We start from the raw sequence: 19,038 nt of genomic DNA on the forward strand, positions 1-19,038 counted from the left end.
AATCTTATTTATCATTTGCAATATATAAGTAACCTGTATTTTCAATTATTGTATTGTTTTTGTTGTATTTTAGAACATAAAAATAGGTTCCTGCCGGCAATCCTTCCCCTCTCTTTACTGTACTTCGTCCGTCAGAATATCCTTTAAACATCACATCGTTTTCATTATAGGATGTGGCATCATATACTTTTACTCCCCAGCGATTGTATATCTCTACATGGTTGTCTGGATATTTATCAATTCCTTTTATATAAAAGCTGTCATTAATCCCGTCACCATTAGGTGATACAGCATTGTAAATAATTAGATCTGAATCTGGAGTGATTGTTTTTTTTACAATTGCAATTGTAAAAAGTCCATAACCTCCTACCTGAGTTGTAACCAATTTAGAATAATCTGCTCCCGTAAGAAGATCTGTGGTCTTTCCTCCTTCGTTTACCCACTTTAATGTAGTATCATCCCAACGGACTATTGCTAATTCAGTATCCGGATTTTCTACAAAGAAAGAAGCAGGAGTTGTATGCGTATCAAGGGTTAAGCTTAAGATAATTTTTTCTGCTCCTTGATCTTGTGTTAAATTCCAATACTCCGCCTCATCGATAGACAGAATTGTCTCTTCTTTATTGGTATAAGGATGAAGACTTCCTGCATTTTCAAAAAAGTACTGAGTCGTATAGACATTGTTTGTATTCGCTCCCTTATCATGGTAAGAAGGTCTGAAATAAAATTGATCTCCAACAGGAAACTCAAAGTCGAGATTCCCAACATTTTCTACTTTTCCATCTACAAAACTCAGATTGCTAGCATCTGTATGAAAAGCATTTTGTTCGAAAACCATTTTACCGTTATAAGTATCAGCATCTATAATACCTTTTTTAAATTCGACATTTTTACCAATATTAACAATTGTATTCAAATGAAAAGGAACTAATTCCGATGTGTTTTCAAAAATAATATTCTGAAAATGTGCTATTTGTGTCCCTGAAATTAGTTGTTGTTGCGTTCCTATGAAATAAGTTTTTCCGTTACTCGAATTAGTGTAAGTAACTAGTCCGTCATTATTAAAATTTGCATAAGCAACAAAATTACCATCAATTAGTAAGTCACCACTGGTTTTGTTATCAAAGTTAAATAAAGTTGAAAATTCCGTATTTGGTGCAATTGATAAATCTCCCGTATTGATCGTTTGCGCCGACAGTTTACCAATAATCAATATTGATACAATAATTACTTTTATATAAATTTTGATCATCTCTTTTTAATTTATATTATGACTAAAAGTTCACTTCACTGTATTGTTTTTCTTTTTAATATCTTTTGATATTTAGAATTATTATGTAGAAAAATACTTTAACAATTGCCTAAAGTTGGCATTCTTCAAAACCACTTTCTTATTTTCATCGAGTACATAAATTGCAGGAAGACTTTCTATCCAATATTTTTCACGCATATTATCAGATTCATTCTTGTCCCATAAGTTAATCCATCTGGGCGGATAAGTATTTTCCCTTACATATTTACTCCATTCTTGTTCATCCTGATTAATATAGATTGCTAGTACAGTAGCATCTTTAGGTCCATCTGCATAAAACCATCCTTTTATTTTTGGTGTAATTTCAGAACAATTAGAACATTCCGGATCATAGAAATATAAAATAGTGTATTTTGATTTTACATTATTTAATAGATATTCTTTGTCTATAAAATCTTTTAAATTGAGATTAGTCGCTTGAGTTCCGACTTTGTTTTTTTGATAAATTAAAATTTGCTGCATTATAGATTGCTTTTTCCAATCTGGAACAAAGGATTGTTGTTCAGCATTTTTTAAAATATCAACCATAATATTTTCATTGTTATTCGTATAAACCGATTGATGAAAATTTGTATATAAAGCATCTGAAACAACCTGATACATTAAAGGGTTTACAGCACTTTTTTGCAATAATTCTTTTACTACATCATCTAATTCGGGATCATTTTTATCAAATAGCGAAATATATTTTTTTATTTTTAATGGCACTAAAGAAGTATTCAACAAAACATCACTTTGAAAATCGACTCCCTTAAAATAATTATCACGTAGAAATTTCGTTGTTTGCTTGTATAGTGCCGAATTAGGATCAGACATATAATTATCTAAAATACTCCCATTCATTAATGGCAAATTATTACAAGAGACAATAGCGGATAAAAGTGTGTTTGGGAATCTTTTTATAATGCTAATTTCTAAATCATATAACCGCTTTTGATGTTCTTTGATCTCTTTACTAATTTTCTCTTTATTTACTAGAGAAGTGGTTAAATTAACCTCATCATATAATTTTTGGATTTGATTTTCTGTCGCCCTGATTGAACCTAAATAAGCTGAATAAACTCCATTGACAGGATTATCTTTAAATAAAATAGAATTGTATAATGTATCATGAGATATTGTTAAAACATTACTTTTATTTTTTTCAATTAACAATTCTATTATTCCATTATGAATTTGTTTAGGCGTTTGCAAAATGTACTGCCCTTCTGACAAAGGTGTTTTGGCTGAAAATTCTAATCTTCCTGCAGTTTGTATCCAAATAGTATCTCCTCTTGTTATATTACCATTTAGATACCCGTAAAAAATGCATATATCTCCTTTTTTCAATAGTGTGCTTTCTAAAACTACTGATGATTGCGCATTAGTTGTACTTGCAATAGCAATTAATATTTCGAACCATATAATAAACCTGATTATATACATAATAAAAATTGTTACGATTTAATTACATCATTTAGCAACAAAAAGAAAAGCAAACAATATTTAATCGTCGCGCTGTTTCGATAATGATCTGATTACTTTATCTTAAAAAATATTGCATTACATAATTATTACCTGTTCTAGTCTGATTCCCATCAGATTTACAAATATTGGCACCATTTACGCATTTTTGAAAATGATCGTTTAATTGAGCTCCTCTGCTTGTGTCATTATCTCCATCGAAGTAACCAAATAAATTGACCCACACATTTGCATTTGCCACATTAGGGTTTCCAAACCAATTAATTCGCATCGCTTCTGTACTTTGCACTAATTGAAACGAATGTCCAGATACACCATTATATGTTCCTGCACCTTTAGTATTATTTGCACTGGCTGTCATTGTAAACGGAACCCCAGCTATCATTCCTTCACCGTTAACACCACGTGCTATAGTTGCATTTACTTTTGGATCTGCCCCTGAAACCGTTGAGAATGTCACATAATTCGCGCTACCGCGTGCATCAGCAATATTACCTTTACCCGCATTTGAAGCCACTCGTAATTTATACTCGCCAGCACCTGTATTTATAGCAAGCATATGTGATGTAGGGATTCTGAATTCGTCATATTTTATAACACCTCCAGTTGTTAAATACTGGTATCCATTTTGGCTATAACTACCTGAACTGGTTCGATAGTTGCTTACATTTAAATTGGTGTAGTCTCCATAATATTCAACATATCCTGTCCAAGTATATTTATTCCAGTTTACATCTTCAGAAAATGAATATATCAAGGTGTAACCTCCGCCTGTCATATCGCATAATGTTTTATATGCTGAACCTGCTCCAGATGGTTCAGGAGTAAGCGGATTTATCCAATATTCTCCGTCCTTTGCTGTATTTGAGGTCGCCAATAAAATATCTTTACAGCTTTTACCAGGATTAGTCTGATCACCGGGCCAACTCCAATTGTTAAATTAATTGTTGTTACATCTCCACAGCTTCCTTTAATAACCAAAGGGACTGTTCCAGATGTTTCAGGTATTCCAGTTGCATTAAAGGTAATCGTTATGTCTTGAGTGCCAGGTGCGGGAATAGTTCCTGAAGCTGACAATGTAATACCTGATCCCGTTGCTTGTAATGTGTAAGAGCCTATCGAAATTGCGGTTAAGGTTACTGAATACTGCGCACCTGTTAACGGCACATTAGCTGTCCATGTACCGATTTGATTACCTGTTGGAGAAGAAACGACAGCAAAACATCCGATAACATCCTGAATTACTACGGAAACAGTAGGGCAAAGTATTGTTCCAGAAACTAATTCTTTAAATTGATTAAATACAATTGTACCTACTATGTCTGGCGTTCCGCTTGCTGGTATTTGTATTGTCTGCAATCCTGCTTTTTCAAATGTGCCTGAGACCCTAAAAGACAGACCATTTTTATCTTCCGTTTCAATTGCATACGGGCCGGGTTTTGTTACATTTAATTTCAGTTCAATGTAATTAAGAGAGGTTGTTTGTTTTCCTACTGAATAATCGCCCTCAACAGTTACATCATTAGTACAATTCACTATATCAAATGCAGCACTAGCACTTGTTACAGGCACATTTATCGTGCAACCATAAGAAATACCATCTTTATCTAAAATATCAAAAGATATAATACCATCAGGAGCGTTCCATGTTGGAATACCACTTGGGCGCAGCGTTACAATTTGTTCCCCTGGATAGGTAAAAAAACCAGTTGCTGAAAATGAAATTCCGTTTTTTAAAGCTGTTTTAAAAGTATAATTACCTGCTTTAGTAACATTTATTTTTAGAATTATTTGATCTTTAATAGTTACTTGTTTTCCTTCATTAAAATCACCTATAACTTCTGATTCACTACAATTTATATTAAATTCAGCATTGTTTTCAGTTACTGTAATTGGAAAAGTACATACAGCCGAACCAGACTGATCTAATAAATTATAATTGAAATTTCCCGTTGAAGTTGGTGTTCCAAAAGCTGGAATTTTAATAATCTGAGTCGTTGGACTTGCTGTACTAATAATTGAAGATAGAAAAAAACGGACACCATTTTGTGTTTCAGCTACAAAGGTATAAGACCCTGCTTTGGTCGCTATAACAGGAAGTTCTAAATACTCATCATTAGTAACGGGTGTGTCTTTATAATAATTCCCTACGGCTTTTGCATTAGCACAGTCAAATGTAAACTTGGCAATAAGTACCGGATTACATTCTGTCCAAGTGTCTCCTTTCCATGATTGCAGACATTTTTCATCTGTATTATAAACTGTTAATCCGTTGTTATCAGCTGTCAATGATGTTTGTAATGCATTAATTTGAACCTGGCTTAAGCGAGGAGGCATAAAACCTTTTGTCCCGTTTTTAGAAAGTATTTCTAAGGTTGCATTCGGATCTCCTTTTTGTTGACCTCCAATTACTACTGGTTCATTTATTTGGCTGAAAGTATTAATAAAACTAAAAATTAATAGTAGAGTAAAAATTATTCTTTTCATAGTCCTTATTTTTATCATTATTTAATAAGCTTTGATACAATATTTTATATTGATTATGTATAATTATTACATTGTATAATTTATTACATACCAGTTTATTCCGTCTGACTGCAAAGTAATTTTTAAGCTTCCACCTGTAGCGCCGCCAAATACACTTGATGCAATATATGGATAGGAGGCTGTATCAGAATACACTACCGGAACATTAAAATTAACTACCACAGCTGTGCCTCCTGATGATACTGTATTTTGGTTAAATACTAAAATTCTACCTGTATTTGTTGTAGCATCTGGAAGTGTAAGCGTAATGTCACTCGTTAAATTTTTGGCAATAATTGTATAGTCATCATCAACTAATGTGTAATCTCCGGAAGTAATTTTAATACCTAAAACATTTGGTTTAGCAGGGGCTTTCCATTCTACGCCTGTCGCCGTCGTTGTTAACACATCACCTTCAATCGTTGAAGGAACTATATCAACCGTCGCTGGAGCCAAAGATGCTCCTGTACCTGTTACCGCTAAAACTGTAGCTGGAGTTGTAGTAGTTATATCTGACTTTACAATCGTATTATTAACTAAATCAACTAAGTCTATAGCAGTAGAAGTACCTTCCCCTACATAATTCAAGGTATTTAAAGTACTGTTATAACTTAATGTCGTAACTGTTTCTTTTACTTCAACAGGTGTGCCCCCTGCCTCGTTGGTATAGGTCGCGATAATGTTTCCAGTAGTTACAATTGGATTTACTGTAGTTACGGTTTCGCTAGCCTTAATTGCAGGAGTCAAGTCCAGTGGCGTACTAGTGATTCCGTTTACTTCTGTATTTAAATTAGCTCCCGTAAGTGATGTCGTATTGCTATTTACAATATTCACCGAAGTTCCTGTTACCCCATTTACTGTGGTACTCAAGCTATTTAATGCTGAGGAGTTCGACACAGTAGTAGCAGGAATTAAGGAACTTGGCGTTACCGTTCTTAATATGCCAGTTGCATCTGCTACGACAATATTATCAGTACCTGAAATACTCGGTTGCAAACCTTCGAAGCGAACAGGATTTACACCAGTTAAGGGTTTTACGTGTAAAGTGTTTGTTGGGGCATCAATACCTATTCCAACATTTACAGCATCAGTGCCAATGCCTCCTAAAACTAAACTATTGCTGTTGAAAATCCGACAAAAGTGGATCCAAAACTAGATAAAACTTTTTTCTATCAAAACATACTTTCAAAAACAGAAAACATTTATAAATACAAAGGAGATACACAGATTAGAATTCCTTCTGATACCATAAATAGTATTATGGTTATTAAATTGAATCTTGAAAAATCTATTCCGAATATTTCAAGTATGGCTTATTTTGATAAATACACGGGTAAGCTTTTGAAAATAAAACCTTATGAATCCTTTAGCAATGGCGATAAAGTACGCCGCCTAATTTATCCAATTCACACAGGTAGCATCTACGGTTATCCAACCAAAATTCTAGCTTTTTTAGTTTGTTTATTTGCTGCAACATTACCCATTACAGGACTTCTTATTTGGTTGGGAAGAAAGAAAAAAAAGTGATGTTCTGGGTATTATTTTTAAACACATAAAAACATAGAATTGAGATGCTTAAAAAAGGCGTTTCACTTATTTAAAACAAACATAGTTAGCAATTTATAAATCTCTAAGTAAAACAAAAAAGTGGACTTGGAGATTTACTTTTTTTGAAAATAGAGATAATTTGTCGTTGTACCTGTATCTCGCAATCGTATCTGAGAATTATTAAATTCAAAGAGCTTCCAGTTGAAATTTAATTTAGAAAGCACTCCTGTATTGAAAATTACTTTAACTTCTCTGACACCATTTTGAACTGAACTTTTCCACTGTCCCGTTTCTGAAACTCCACTTTTGGTAGCAACTACAGATTGATCGGTTTTAAATACAAATGTATAGTCGCTGTAATTTGAAGTCTTTACGGCACCATCGTAAAAATAGGGTATTTCCCAAATACCTTTTGTAATAGTTGCAGCAAAATCTAGTGTCACAAGGTTATTTTCTGGGCAATAATCTATGGCATATTTAATAGCATTTTCGAAATCCTGATTATTTGAAATCGTTTTTGTCTGATTATTGTAATCTGCAATTGTAATAGGATATTTTAGAGAGATATATTGGCTTTCATTTAAATTTTTTATAAAATTAAAAAAGGCCTGATCGCTTACTATTAATTGAGAACTCGCCGCTTGATTGAGGCTGTTATAGCTATTGATTGTTATGGGATAATTGATATTCAGACCGTTGATTTTGGATAAAAGATCTGGATAGAGATTCCAATAATCAATCAAAGAATCAAAATCTGCCTGATTTGGAATCAGTTTTTCGATGTAATTGTAGTATACCATCGTTACAGGAAAATCTATTTTTACAATATCATCATCATAATTGCTTGCGTTGATATTATCCAAAACTTTTTGATAATCGGCAGTTGCGTTTACTGCAATCTGCTCATTATTTACTGTAACGGTATAAGGGAGTTTTATAGTACAATAACTAAATCCGTCAATCATATTATCCTGTACAGTTCTAACCATAGCAACCCTTTGCAAATAAGTTGTAAGCGGAGAAACAGTAGTAATGGTTCCCTGCGAATTATTGTTTTGCTCGTCTACTTCACTTTGACAGGAAAACAGTAACAATAGGAAAACTGCAAGTGATAAATATTTTTTCAAAAGGAACATATTTATGTTTTTACAAAGGTAATAAATTTTAAAAGAAACTGTTTTTTAATAACCTAACAGCAAGGCTTGATAATTTTCATCTATACTAAATTATCAAAAACCAATAGCATTTTATTCTTCTATAAAACAATCATCTCTACTTTTACCCTACTTAAATTAAAAACAAATACTTTTACGCTGAAAAAATTGAAACTCTAAATGCCAGATCAAAACCAATCTAATACTTGTGATGAAATCATTTTTTCGTCTTTCTTCAAAAGTCATGTAAAAGCACTTCGGAATTTTCTTTTTTACAAATTTGGAAACGCAGAACAAGCAGAAGATATAACTCAGGAAGCATTTGTAAAGCTTTGGCAGAACTGTGCTTCTGTACCTTTAGAAAAAGCAAAATCATACCTTTACACGATTGCAAATAACAGCAGTCTCAACCAGATTGCGCACCAGAAAGTGGTTTTGAAATATGAAAAAAACTTCACTGGTTTGGACAAGACCAATGAGAGTCCGGAATATCTTCTGGAAGAAAAACAATTTCAGGCAAAACTTTTAAAAGCCATCGAAAACTTAAACGAAAAACAGCGCACTGCCTTTTTAATGCACAGAATTGATGGCAAAAAATACAGCGAAATTGCCGTAGAGCTCAACATTAGCGTAAAGGCAGTAGAAAAACGCATCCATTTGGCCCTGTTAAGCTTACGTAAAGAAATTGACTTATAAAAAGTAGGGTAAATTTAATTCTAATTGTTTTAATTAAATAATACGATAAAATGAAAAAAGATCGCTTATTGGCAAAATGGCTCAACGACGAATTATCTCCGGATGAATTGGCCGCATTTGAGGCAAGCCCCGATTTTGAAAAATACCAAAAGATAAAAAACTATACCGCTCATCTAGAAACAGGCGATTTGGATGAAAATGCTATGTTGTCGAATATTTTAAGCCAGAAAAAAACAGCGCCAAAAGTAGTGCCACTTTACAAAAAATGGGCATTTAAAGCCGCTGCCATATTTGTTCTCGCCCTTGGAATTACGTTTGCGATGAAAGTTTTTGTGCCTCAAACCGAAACTGCCGATTTTGGAAAAAAGACTGCTTTCTCATTACCCGATAATTCTGAAGTGGTTTTAAATTCAGGTTCTGAAATACACTATAAAAAGTGGAATTGGGACAATAACAGACATTTGGAACTTAAAGGAGAAGCTTACTTTAAAGTTGCAAAGGGCAGAAAATTTGAAGTGCAGACCAATCTTGGAAAAGTAACGGTTTTAGGAACGCAATTTAACGTTAAAGCCAGAAAAAACAGGTTTGATGTTGTGTGTTATGAAGGCCGTGTCAAAGTAAATTATAACAACATTCAAGTTTTATTAACTCACGGACAAAGTGTTCGTTTTGAAAATGGAAAAGAGGCGAAAAGGACTGTAAATTCGTCACAGCCAGAATGGATGGATAATCAGATCTGTTTCTATAAAGAAAACATACGAACTATTTTAGATGAAGTTGAAAGGCAATACAATATTAAAATCGATTTAAACGCCAAAGACACTATCTCTCTGTTTACAGGAAAACTGCCTGCAAAAGATCTCAATACAGCTTTGCAGATTATTAGTACGACTTATCATTTAGAAGCTAGAAAAGTTTCTAACAACAAAATAATTTTTGACGAAAAATAAATGTTCCGCCCCAAACAATTTCATTTTTTGTTTTTTCTCTTTTTCTTGTCCTGAATCTTTTTGCTCAAGACAAAGGAAAGGTTATGCCTTTTAAAAAAATAATAATTGATATTGAAGAACAACATGGCGTAAGCTTTAATTATACCGAAGATAACATTGAAGGTCTCGAATTAAATCCCCCCAAGAAATCATTTTCATTAGAACAAAAATTGGAATATCTCGAAAAAAGAACTCATTTGTCTTTTGAAAATATAGGCAACAAATTCATCAATATCTATAAAAAGGATACTATTTCAAAAATAATTTGTGGCTATGTTTTATCTTCTATTGATAAAAAGCCTATCGAAAATGCCAACATCAGTTTAAATAATAAAAGTCACTTTACAACTGATTCAGAAGGTTATTTTGAGTTTAATAAAGAAAACAAAAACACTTTTGTAATTAGTCATGTTGGTTTTGCTTCAAAAAGAATTACGGCAGGAAACACAAAGGTTAAAGATTGCATCCAAATCCTGTTAGAACCTGAAATTACAGAATTGCACGAAATTAAAACGAATGCCATTTTGGCTTCGGGGATTTCTAAAAACACTGATGGATCTCTTGAAATTAAGCCGAAAAAATTTGGTATACTTCCCGGCCTTATTGAACCCGATGCGTTGCAGACCATGCAGCAGATTCCGGGTGTAAACAGTTTGGACGAAAGTGTATCAAGCATCAACGTTCGAGGTGGTACGCACGATCAGAATTTATTTTTGTGGAATGGAATACGAATGTTTCAAACAGGACATTTTTTTGGTTTAATATCAGTTTTCAATCCAAATCTAGGGCATACCATTTCCATCTATAAAAATGGAAGTTCTGCCTTTTACGGAGAAAGCGTTTCAAGTGTAGTCGCGATTTCTTCTACTCCAGAAAAAGCAGAAAAAAACTCTTTTAGCGCGGGAATCAACATGATTAATGCTGATGTTTATGGAAAATATAATCTTTCTAAAAAAAGTTATATCGAAATTTCGGCGCGCAAATCGATTACCGATTTTGTAGAAACTCCTACTTATAAAGAATATTTCAATAAAGTATTTCAAAATACTACCATTACCGATTTTTCGCAAAACCAAAATCTTAATTATAAAAGTGATAAAAAATTTGGCTTTTATGACGCTACTGTAAAATACGCGCAAAAAATAGGAATCAAAGATCAAATCATACTTGATTTAATAACGATAAAGGATAATCTGGAAGTTACTAAAAGTGCTGCTTCATACAATATAAACAAATCGCAAACCAATGTTTTACGCCAACAGAACTACGGTGCAAATTTGTTATGGAAAAGAAACTGGAATAAATTCAACACGACCAAAATTAATGTTTATAATTCTTCGTACGAACTTCTAGCCGATCAAAAGTCAATTTACGAAAACCAGACTGTTATTCAAGAAAATACCGTAAACAACAATGGCGTTAATTTAGAAAATAATCATATTCTAAACTCTAAATTTAGTTTCAGCGACGGATATCAATTTAATGAAATTGGCATTACTAATTTAGAGCAGGTAACTAATCCTGATTTTTATCGTAAAGTAAAAGACGTATTACGAACTCATGCTTTAATTGTAGAAGGAAAATATAATGATACCATTTCTAGAGTATATTTTAAGGGCGGAATGCGGCTTAATTATATCGAAAAATTCAAAAAATATATTGCAGAGCCTAGAGTTCAATTGGGTTACGGACTTAGTAAAAGTGTAACCTTAGAACTTCTCGGCGAACTCAAAAGTCAAAACTCCCAGCAGATTATTGATCTCCAGAAAGATTATTTTGGCATAGAAAAAAGACGCTGGATTGTCTCGAATAACGGCACAATTCCTATTCAAAGAAGCAGACAGCTATCTTTAAATTTGTTCTATCAAAAGAACAATTGGCTTTTGGACATCGAAAACTTTTATAAAAAAGTAACCGGAATAACAACCTCTAGCCAAGGTTTTCAGAATCAGTTGGAATTTGTCAGAACTATAGGAGATTATGAAATCTGGGGAACAGAAATGCTAATTCAGAAAAAAATAAACCACTTTCTTACGTGGTTAAGTTATACATACAACGAAAACAATTATCATTTTACTAATTATCAATATCCTCGTTTTCCCAACAACTTTGAGCTGACACACACTTTATCGTGGGCGGCAATTTATGAGAAAAACAATTTCAAGATTGCTTTAGGAACAAAATGGACTTCAGGAAGACCAAAAACATCTCCAGATTTATCTCAAATTGATCTTTCTGATCCTGTACTGGTTTACAACAAACCAAACAACAGTAATCTGAATATGTTTTCGCAGGTTAATCTTTCTTCAACTTACAAGTGGCAAACCGAAAGCGGAATTCAATACAAAATAGGAATCTCAATCTTAAATATCCTAAACAGAAGAAATGAAATCAGTGAATATTACAGAATTAATTCTTTAACCAATTCTATCGAAGAAGTGGACACTTTTTCACTGCAAAGAACTCCAAATCTGAGTTTTAGAGTTTCATTTTAATATCGTTGCTGCAAGAGTTTTTTTAAAGCTCTCATTCTACATTTCTATTTTTTTTCAAAAAATCACAATTCTTTGGTAGGGTAATCTTTACTAAGGCTGTTTCACTATAGAATCATCATTTGATTTGAGACAGTTTTAAGTATGAATACACCAGAAAATGCAACATCTAATAAACGGCAGATCAAATTTGCATCAAAATGCAAATCTGAAATAGTGCCCATCATGGATGCTCTTTACATTATTAACGGAAAATGGAGAATTCCGATAGTCCTGACACTTATGGAAGGCAACAAACGGTTTTCTGAAATTAAAAAGGAAGTGCAGAAAATCACATCCAAAGTTTTAGCCGAAGAGTTGAAAGAACTGGAACTAAACGGATTTGTCGAAAAGAAAACGGATGATCAAAGCCGCGCTAAAACCGAATATCAATTAACCGATTATAGTTCATCACTTGAACCTATTATCAAATCATTACGGGATTTTGGCATTCAGCATCGAAAAAAAATACGGGATGAAGGCCATCAGGCAAAAAAAAACGCTGACTGATTATTATTTATCACCAATACAAACCAAATATGAAAAGAAAAAAAATAGCAATTGTAACCGCGGTATTATTACTAATCGTTTCTGCTGGAATCTACTTTTATTATGGAGTTGTCTTTAAAGAAGCCCGTAACATAGCATCTGAAGCGCCAGATTTTAGCGTAACGGCCAAAAAACTTCTCGAAGATTATAACGCAGATCCTAAAAAAGCAGATTCACTATACCTCAACAAAACTATTGAAATAACAGGTAAGGCAACCAAAGAAACCGACTCTGTAATTATACTTGAAAATACTGTCTTCTGCCTTTTTAAAGAAAAATTGAAAAACAAAATGACCAACAGCAAAATGACGATTAAAGGCAAATGCATTGGATATGACGAACTGTTTATGGAAGTCAAAATAGACCAATGCACTGTTAAATAAACCAAACAAATAACAATTAATTTATGAAGAAAATTCTAATTCCGTTCTGCCTGTTTTTAGTTACAATGGCTTACTCTCAGGATGATTTATTGAAGAGTCTTGATTCTACACAAACAGAAGAAAGCTATTCTACAGCTACTTTTAAAGCTTTACAGCTGGTAACCTTACAGACCACAAAAATGCCTGCTAAAAAAGAATTTTATTTTGTGGTTTCGCATCGTTTTGGCTCTGTAAAAGATGGCTTTGACAGTTTTTTTGGTCTTGACAATGCAACCACAAAACTTGGAGGAATCTATGGTGTTACAGATTGGTTATCTGTCAGCCTTTCGAGACATACTTTAAACAAAATGTATGAAACCGGATTGAAGTATCGAGTAGCAAGACAAAACGATAATTTTCCGCTGGACATTGTTGGGTATAGCGTTGCAGATATTAATACCTTTTTAGAAAAAGACCAATATCCAGGTTTAGAATTTAAACATCGTATGACGTATGTGCAACAGGTTTTAATATCTAGAAAAATCAGTGAAAAATTCTCATTAGAGTTAGTACCGTCTTTTATACACAAAAACCTTTACACTCCTGATATCGAAAGAGACAATCAGTTTTCTTTTGGAGGTGGCGGCCGTTATAAAATCACGAAAAGATTATCTGTCAATTTAGAATACATGCACAATTTTGACAAACCTGACTTTTATAAAAATCCGTTGTCTGTAGGTCTTGATGTGGAAACAGGCGGACACGTTTTTCAATTAATCTTTACCAATTCACAATCTATGAGTGAGAGCGGATACCTTACCAATGCTTCTGGCGACTGGGGTAAAGGAGATTTCTTCTTTGGCTTTAACCTATACAGAGTTTTCTAACAATTAAAAACAATAAATCATGAAAAAAACAATCGTACTTACAATTTTACTGGCTGTACTGGCAAGCTGCAGCGATTCTGATACAATGCAGGATATCGAACCACAACCTACTACACCAACAAATCCAACAAACCCGACAAACCCGACAAATCCTACTAATCCGACAAACCCAACGAACCCGACAAATCCAACAACTGCGGTTACCTACAGTAAAGATGTAAAATCTATTATTGATGCCAACTGCATAAGCTGCCACGCTAGCGGAAGGTCTGCAGCCTTTAGACCGCTTACTACTTTTGCTCAGGTAAAGGCTGCTGTAGAAAGTGCTGGTTTATTGGGGAGAATCCAACTTCAAAGTGGTCAGCAGGGACTTATGCCTCAAGGCGGAAGAATGGCTCAGGCTAATATTGATCTAATAGTAAAATGGAACACCGATGGTCTAAAAGAAAATTAATTATTATGAAAAAATCATTTATTAATTTCTTTGCACTACTGCTTATTATAATTGCGAATAACGAAGGAACCGCACAAAAACTAATTACAAAAACAGGGAATATAAAATTTCAAGCTTCCATGCCTTCTTACGAAGAAGTTGCTGCCGAAAGCAAATCAGTATCAGCAGTTCTAGATGAAACAACAGGAGATTTTGCCAGTTTAGTTCTTATAAAAGGTTTTCGGTTTAAAGTAGCGCTGATGGAAGAACACTTTAATGAAAATTATATGGAATCTGAAAAATTTCCAAAAGCAACTTTCAAAGGTAAAATTGAAGATTTTGATAGTTCAAAAATTACAAGTTCTCCTAAAAATTTCACATTAAAAGGAGATCTTACTATTCACGGAAAAACAAAACCAGTCTCTGTGATTGTAAAAATTTCCAAAGCTCCAAATGGTGTTAATGCTATTGGCACATTTGAAGCAAAACCTGAAGATTTTGATATTGAAATACCAAGTCTTGTCAGAAAGAAAATTGCTGACAAAATAAAGATTAATTACAATTTTTTATTGGTTAAATAATTCTTTTAAGAATCGAATCTATTCAGATTTACAAGCGTACTAAACATGACTAACATTCTGGAGGCCGGTAAACTTATTACGCCGGTCTCTTTTTTTAACCTTAAATCACATTAAAATGATCTGTAAAAATTATGTTGTTACCGGAGAAGATGTAAATGATTATATGGTTATGGAAGATACCGCATATATCTCTTATACGGTTCCGATTGTTATACCATTTTTTGTTTCATAATGGGTTTTCCAAAGAGAAACTTAATTATATGCATTTAGGTTTACAGGAAGGAAATCATGAATTAATTATCCATAAAAACCTGATGTTTACAGAACATTTTTTAGTTGAAATGAAGCATTGTTAATTAGCGGATAAAATCAATATTAAAAGCTGTTTTTTTAACTCCAAAAACGAATGCTGTGCAGAAGTAGTAAAAGAAGTAAAATGGTTTGACGCAATCGGCAAAGAAGTCATTAAAACGCCAAATCAAATTCTTAGGCATTTTTATCCGAAAGTATAAATTCAATTTAACTGGAGTAATAAGAATAATCTAATAAGAATCAATTTTCGTATATATCATTAAAGCGATTATATATGGAACCATCTTCTGTTTTTTTTGTAAAAATCCTTAGGATACTAGCTGAAAAATATAGCATGGGCTGCACTTTTGAAGAGTTAACAAAGCTTGTGACAGCAGTGCCTAATATTTCGAAATTTACTAATAATAGCGCTGCTGAAAGGGAAAATCAGGCAAAACTGCTGGATGCCTTAGTCTTGATGAACTCTGAAGGTTACATTTTTCTTAATTCAGATACTGATCAAAGTTTAATTACCATAAAAGGTCTTATGGCGATAAACAGTAAGATTCTATGGAATTAGCTTTTCGAGAAAAACTCATTAAAAATTGAACTGATTATATTGATTAAAAGCTTAAAAAAAGAAAGAGAATTCAATTGAATTCTCTTTCTTTTTTTAATTGCGCTTATTGTTTTTTACTTTCATTTCGGATTTTTTCCCTATGCTGTATCCCCCATTTAGTCATAGCTCCCACAACTTCTTCCAAAGTTTGGCTGTAAGGAAGCAGTTCATATTCGATACTTACAGGATATCCCACAGCCACTTTTTTAAGTATAAAACCGTTTTGTTCTAATTCTTTAAGCTCACTCGAAAGAACCCTTGCAGAAATCCCAGTAACCTGTCTTTGAATTTCTGTAAATCTTTTATTTCCTCTCGCCATTGCAATTATAATCATCAATTTCCATTTCCCTCCAATGGCATATAATGCATCAGAAACCGCCATAAGTACAGTATTGCATTCTTCCGTAAATTCCTTGTTTTCGATCTTTTTTTCTTTTGATTCTGACATAACTATCATTTTAGAAGTCACTAACCTTTTGGTAACGACTAACAAATTGTAAGCAAATGTACTCTAATTTTGCTAAATAATTTTAAAAATAATAAAATCATGACACTAGAAAATCTAAAAGTAAAAGAGGAATTAAGAAACCTAATAGATGATTACGCTACTCTAGGTGACGAGAAAAAAATCTCAGAGGTAATGGATTTATTTACCCCAGATGTTACTTATAAAGTTTACATGAATGGTGCTTTAGTTTCCTCGGTTTCGCAAAGAGAAAACATGGAAAAAGAATTCAATCAGCATGCGGGACATGTAAAAACTTACTTTACATTGAATGGACAGCATAAAGTAGAAATCAATGGAGATACCGCTTCGGGCATTTCTTTCTCTCAATTAAAGATGATCAGAGAAGTGGAAGGAAAGAATATTCTTTCAGAATACAGCGTTAAATATGAGGACGAATATGTAAACCATAATGAAAAATGGCTGATAAAAAATCGTATCGGGCATTTTATCATGATAGAGGTTAGAGAACTTGCTAATTAATTTCATTAAACACCGATGAAAACTAAAAAATATCTTGCAACCACCCTGCTCATATTAACTACTGTGATGGTAATTTTAAGCGGTCTTATGAAAGCCATCCAGCTTCCGTGGTCCGTTAATGGACTCGTAAAATTCAATCTGCCTCATGCAGCGACGGCTCTCGGTTTAATGGAGATGACTTTTGCGTTCTTATTTATCTTTCCCAAAACCATGCGAATTGGTTTTATCCTGCTTTCCTGCTATTTTGCTGGAGCAATGGCAACAGAATTATCACATGATGGTTCAATGCTTAATCCGGCGATACCCTTGTCCCTAATATGGATCACAGCATTTCTTCGTGACAAATATATCTTTATAGGAGCTCCGAAATCAGTATAAAAATCAAAAAATAAATAAACAAAAAATGAAAAGAATATTAGAAAACAAAGTGGTCGTAATAACTGGTGCATCTAAAGGAATTGGTGCTGGTGTTGCAAAACAAATGGCTGCATCTGGAGCCAAAGTAGTAGTAAATTATAGTTCAAGCAGACAAGGCGCAGAAGAAGTTGTAGCTGCAATAATTAGATCTGGTGGTAGCGCTGTTGCAGTGCAGGGAGACATATCTATACTGGCAGATGTAAAACGACTTTTTCAGGAAACAATAAAAGTGTATGGCCGTTTGGATGCATTGGTAAATAATGCTGGTATTTATGAATTTGAATTGCTAGAATCATTTACAGAAGAATCATATCGAAAAACATTTGACATAAATGTGCTTGGTGTTCTTTTAGCATCAAAAGAAGCCGCACCTTTGTTTGATGAAAATGGAGGAAGCATTATCAACATCAGTTCGTTTGCCGGCACTAGACCAGAACCTTACTCTGTGGTATATGCTGCTTCAAAAGGCGCTGTTGATTCTATAACCTATGCGCTGTCACAAGAACTACAGCCGAAGAACATCAGAGTCAATTCTATTAGACCGGGCGGAGTTTTTACTGAAGGTATTGCAAAATTAGGAGCCAGTTTAGATTCAGATGTCATTCTGGGAACTGTAAAACGAAGCGCTTTAGGCCGCATGGCTACGCCCGATGATATCGGAAATATGGCCGTATTTTTTGCTTCAGAAGAATCAAAAATAATTACAGGACAAACTGTAGAAGTATCAGGCGGGTTCAAGTAAAACAAATAGTATAAGTGACAATTTTAAAAAGAGAGAACTTTTCGGGGTTCTCTCTTTTTATTTGATTGTGATTTTACAAAATGATGTTCAATTTAGATTATTTTTTTTCATACGATTTTAATAATATGTAAATTAGTGTTTAAAGATTTTATGAAATTTAGATTTCTACATCAATCGTTTTGACGTTTTTAAAAGAAATCATTTTCAGAATTAAAAGTAAAATCAATTAACTATCATTATGATGAGATTTGGCATTTATATAACAGCATTTTTATTTATAATACTAAGTTCCTGTGAATCCTCAAATGCAGCCGATTTTAAGGAGTTGACTAATCAATGGGAACGTAGGGCTTTTGAAATTACTATTGGAAAAGAAGGTCCAGGAGAAAAAAAGCTCAATTGTCTAGTAAAAGAGGATTACAAAGGAGCTTTAAAAGCTGTTAATCAGCAGCGCAAAGAGTTTGACATACTTATTGGCGATATCAAAAAGCTTTCTACTGACGGCATTCCAAAAGGTGAATCCTTAAAAACTGCCTCACTTGAATACTATATGTCGCTTAAAGAACTTCATCTATTTGATCGAAAAGAAATAGAGCAGCAAGAAATGCTTCGAACATTAAAGAACAATAAAATGAACGCTGGCCTGAACAACCTTATGACACTGGCAAGACAGAAAAAGATGCTTTATACCGCAGTATTTGAGAAGGAAACTCTCCTTCATACTGCGACTGAAAATTTTGATGCTGTTAATGGCTTTTAATAAAGAATTTTCTTTGAATTTCTCCCTATTTGTTATTCCCTTTTTAGATGAAATTGATGCTTTCCGTAAAAAAGTACATTCTTATTTGGGTTCAAATATTAATGGGCATTTCAATACTCTAACAGAACAAAATTTCTCTTTAAAAACTAATCATCATTATATCAAATATAAAAATCTGCTAAGCATATA

21 protein-coding genes are annotated in these 19,038 nt (G+C 33.3%); 14 read left to right on the forward strand and 7 right to left on the reverse strand.

Going from position 1 to position 19,038, the window contains the following annotated elements:
• Positions 1-4: 4 nt before the first annotated feature.
• From ACPWTF_RS03500 to ACPWTF_RS03520, 5 genes are all read right to left on the reverse strand, one after another.
• Positions 5-1,252, reverse strand: coding sequence for a gliding motility-associated C-terminal domain-containing protein (locus ACPWTF_RS03500; protein WP_427874424.1), 1,248 nt, complete (start codon positions 1,250-1,252; stop codon positions 5-7).
• A gap of 81 nt (positions 1,253-1,333) precedes the next feature.
• Positions 1,334-2,641, reverse strand: coding sequence for a thioredoxin family protein (locus ACPWTF_RS03505; protein ID WP_427874425.1), 1,308 nt, complete (start codon positions 2,639-2,641; stop codon positions 1,334-1,336).
• 193 nt (positions 2,642-2,834) lie between these two features.
• The gene (locus tag ACPWTF_RS03510; RefSeq protein ID WP_427874426.1) at positions 2,835-3,653 is read right to left on the reverse strand and encodes a hypothetical protein; all 819 of its coding nucleotides are present in this window, start codon (positions 3,651-3,653) and stop codon (positions 2,835-2,837) included.
• Positions 3,611-5,263, reverse strand: coding sequence for a hypothetical protein (locus tag ACPWTF_RS03515; RefSeq protein ID WP_427874427.1), 1,653 nt, complete (start codon positions 5,261-5,263; stop codon positions 3,611-3,613). The genes ACPWTF_RS03510 and ACPWTF_RS03515 overlap by 43 nt, the downstream gene beginning before the upstream one ends.
• A gap of 66 nt (positions 5,264-5,329) precedes the next feature.
• Complete coding sequence (locus ACPWTF_RS03520) at positions 5,330-6,298, reverse strand: hypothetical protein (RefSeq protein ID WP_427874428.1); 969 nt, start codon at positions 6,296-6,298, stop codon at positions 5,330-5,332.
• 144 nt (positions 6,299-6,442) lie between these two features.
• On the opposite strand from ACPWTF_RS03520, the gene ACPWTF_RS03525 reads away from it, so the two are divergent.
• Complete coding sequence (locus tag ACPWTF_RS03525) at positions 6,443-6,829, forward strand: PepSY-associated TM helix domain-containing protein (protein ID WP_427874429.1); 387 nt, start codon at positions 6,443-6,445, stop codon at positions 6,827-6,829.
• A gap of 134 nt (positions 6,830-6,963) precedes the next feature.
• Here the strand turns inward: ACPWTF_RS03525 and ACPWTF_RS03530 are convergent, their stop codons facing one another.
• Entirely contained in the window at positions 6,964-7,986 is a 1,023-nt protein-coding gene (locus tag ACPWTF_RS03530) for a hypothetical protein (RefSeq protein WP_427874430.1), read from the reverse strand.
• Positions 7,987-8,184: 198 nt separating this feature from the next.
• On the opposite strand from ACPWTF_RS03530, the gene ACPWTF_RS03535 reads away from it, so the two are divergent.
• The 9 genes from ACPWTF_RS03535 (at position 8,185) to ACPWTF_RS03575 (ending at position 15,903) form a co-directional block, all read left to right on the forward strand.
• Positions 8,185-8,700, forward strand: coding sequence for an RNA polymerase sigma factor (locus ACPWTF_RS03535; RefSeq protein ID WP_427874431.1), 516 nt, complete (start codon positions 8,185-8,187; stop codon positions 8,698-8,700).
• Positions 8,701-8,750: 50 nt separating this feature from the next.
• Complete coding sequence (locus tag ACPWTF_RS03540) at positions 8,751-9,650, forward strand: FecR family protein (protein WP_427874432.1); 900 nt, start codon at positions 8,751-8,753, stop codon at positions 9,648-9,650.
• A gap of 83 nt (positions 9,651-9,733) precedes the next feature.
• Positions 9,734-12,184, forward strand: a complete 2,451-nt coding sequence (locus ACPWTF_RS03545) for a TonB-dependent receptor (RefSeq protein ID WP_427874433.1) — start codon at positions 9,734-9,736, stop codon at positions 12,182-12,184.
• Positions 12,185-12,325: 141 nt separating this feature from the next.
• Complete coding sequence (locus ACPWTF_RS03550) at positions 12,326-12,730, forward strand: winged helix-turn-helix transcriptional regulator (RefSeq protein WP_427874434.1); 405 nt, start codon at positions 12,326-12,328, stop codon at positions 12,728-12,730.
• A 29-nt stretch (positions 12,731-12,759) separates the two neighbouring features.
• Positions 12,760-13,152, forward strand: coding sequence for an OB-fold protein (locus ACPWTF_RS03555; protein WP_427874435.1), 393 nt, complete (start codon positions 12,760-12,762; stop codon positions 13,150-13,152).
• Between the two features lie 23 nt (positions 13,153-13,175).
• The gene (locus ACPWTF_RS03560; RefSeq protein WP_427874436.1) at positions 13,176-14,018 is read left to right on the forward strand and encodes a DUF5777 family beta-barrel protein; all 843 of its coding nucleotides are present in this window, start codon (positions 13,176-13,178) and stop codon (positions 14,016-14,018) included.
• Positions 14,019-14,037: 19 nt separating this feature from the next.
• Complete coding sequence (locus tag ACPWTF_RS03565) at positions 14,038-14,472, forward strand: cytochrome c (protein WP_427874437.1); 435 nt, start codon at positions 14,038-14,040, stop codon at positions 14,470-14,472.
• A 5-nt stretch (positions 14,473-14,477) separates the two neighbouring features.
• A complete protein-coding gene (locus ACPWTF_RS03570) occupies positions 14,478-15,032 on the forward strand; it encodes a YceI family protein (RefSeq protein ID WP_427874438.1) in 555 nt (184 codons plus the stop codon).
• Between the two features lie 586 nt (positions 15,033-15,618).
• On the forward strand, positions 15,619-15,903 hold the full coding sequence (locus ACPWTF_RS03575) for a hypothetical protein (protein WP_427874439.1): 285 nt from the start codon (positions 15,619-15,621) through the stop codon (positions 15,901-15,903).
• 103 nt (positions 15,904-16,006) lie between these two features.
• Here the strand turns inward: ACPWTF_RS03575 and ACPWTF_RS03580 are convergent, their stop codons facing one another.
• On the reverse strand, positions 16,007-16,390 hold the full coding sequence (locus ACPWTF_RS03580) for a winged helix-turn-helix transcriptional regulator (RefSeq protein WP_379795570.1): 384 nt from the start codon (positions 16,388-16,390) through the stop codon (positions 16,007-16,009).
• A 99-nt stretch (positions 16,391-16,489) separates the two neighbouring features.
• Here ACPWTF_RS03580 and ACPWTF_RS03585 point away from each other — a divergent pair, with 99 nt between their 5' ends.
• From ACPWTF_RS03585 to ACPWTF_RS03600, 4 genes are all read left to right on the forward strand, one after another.
• Positions 16,490-16,930 carry a nuclear transport factor 2 family protein gene (locus ACPWTF_RS03585; RefSeq protein WP_427874440.1) on the forward strand — a complete coding sequence of 147 codons (441 nt, stop codon included), beginning with the start codon at positions 16,490-16,492 and terminating at the stop codon, positions 16,928-16,930.
• A 15-nt stretch (positions 16,931-16,945) separates the two neighbouring features.
• The gene (locus tag ACPWTF_RS03590; protein ID WP_427874441.1) at positions 16,946-17,308 is read left to right on the forward strand and encodes a DoxX family protein; all 363 of its coding nucleotides are present in this window, start codon (positions 16,946-16,948) and stop codon (positions 17,306-17,308) included.
• A 25-nt stretch (positions 17,309-17,333) separates the two neighbouring features.
• Positions 17,334-18,089, forward strand: coding sequence for an SDR family NAD(P)-dependent oxidoreductase (locus ACPWTF_RS03595; RefSeq protein ID WP_427874442.1), 756 nt, complete (start codon positions 17,334-17,336; stop codon positions 18,087-18,089).
• 238 nt (positions 18,090-18,327) lie between these two features.
• A complete protein-coding gene (locus tag ACPWTF_RS03600) occupies positions 18,328-18,849 on the forward strand; it encodes a hypothetical protein (protein ID WP_427874443.1) in 522 nt (173 codons plus the stop codon).
• Positions 18,850-19,038 lie beyond the last annotated feature (189 nt).

This window comes from Flavobacterium sp. MMS24-S5, assembly GCF_050320125.1.
Lineage (GTDB): Bacteria > Bacteroidota > Bacteroidia > Flavobacteriales > Flavobacteriaceae > Flavobacterium > Flavobacterium tyrosinilyticum.

Excerpts from the sequence above, each read along its gene's own strand:
- ACPWTF_RS03500 (WP_427874424.1), bottom strand. The coding sequence starts at position 1,252 with ATGATCAAAATTTATATAAAAGTAATTATTGTATCAATATTGATTATT.
- ACPWTF_RS03515 (WP_427874427.1), bottom strand. The coding sequence starts at position 5,263 with ATGAAAAGAATAATTTTTACTCTACTATTAATTTTTAGTTTTATTAAT.
- ACPWTF_RS03530 (WP_427874430.1), bottom strand. The coding sequence starts at position 7,986 with ATGTTCCTTTTGAAAAAATATTTATCACTTGCAGTTTTCCTATTGTTA.
- ACPWTF_RS03535 (WP_427874431.1), top strand. The coding sequence starts at position 8,185 with ATGCCAGATCAAAACCAATCTAATACTTGTGATGAAATCATTTTTTCG.
- ACPWTF_RS03540 (WP_427874432.1), top strand. The coding sequence starts at position 8,751 with ATGAAAAAAGATCGCTTATTGGCAAAATGGCTCAACGACGAATTATCT.
- ACPWTF_RS03545 (WP_427874433.1), top strand. The coding sequence starts at position 9,734 with ATGCCTTTTAAAAAAATAATAATTGATATTGAAGAACAACATGGCGTA.
- ACPWTF_RS03550 (WP_427874434.1), top strand. The coding sequence starts at position 12,326 with ATGAATACACCAGAAAATGCAACATCTAATAAACGGCAGATCAAATTT.
- ACPWTF_RS03555 (WP_427874435.1), top strand. The coding sequence starts at position 12,760 with ATGAAAAGAAAAAAAATAGCAATTGTAACCGCGGTATTATTACTAATC.
- ACPWTF_RS03560 (WP_427874436.1), top strand. The coding sequence starts at position 13,176 with ATGAAGAAAATTCTAATTCCGTTCTGCCTGTTTTTAGTTACAATGGCT.
- ACPWTF_RS03565 (WP_427874437.1), top strand. The coding sequence starts at position 14,038 with ATGAAAAAAACAATCGTACTTACAATTTTACTGGCTGTACTGGCAAGC.
- ACPWTF_RS03570 (WP_427874438.1), top strand. The coding sequence starts at position 14,478 with ATGAAAAAATCATTTATTAATTTCTTTGCACTACTGCTTATTATAATT.
- ACPWTF_RS03575 (WP_427874439.1), top strand. The coding sequence starts at position 15,619 with ATGGAACCATCTTCTGTTTTTTTTGTAAAAATCCTTAGGATACTAGCT.
- ACPWTF_RS03580 (WP_379795570.1), bottom strand. The coding sequence starts at position 16,390 with ATGTCAGAATCAAAAGAAAAAAAGATCGAAAACAAGGAATTTACGGAA.
- ACPWTF_RS03585 (WP_427874440.1), top strand. The coding sequence starts at position 16,490 with ATGACACTAGAAAATCTAAAAGTAAAAGAGGAATTAAGAAACCTAATA.
- ACPWTF_RS03590 (WP_427874441.1), top strand. The coding sequence starts at position 16,946 with ATGAAAACTAAAAAATATCTTGCAACCACCCTGCTCATATTAACTACT.
- ACPWTF_RS03595 (WP_427874442.1), top strand. The coding sequence starts at position 17,334 with ATGAAAAGAATATTAGAAAACAAAGTGGTCGTAATAACTGGTGCATCT.
- ACPWTF_RS03600 (WP_427874443.1), top strand. The coding sequence starts at position 18,328 with ATGATGAGATTTGGCATTTATATAACAGCATTTTTATTTATAATACTA.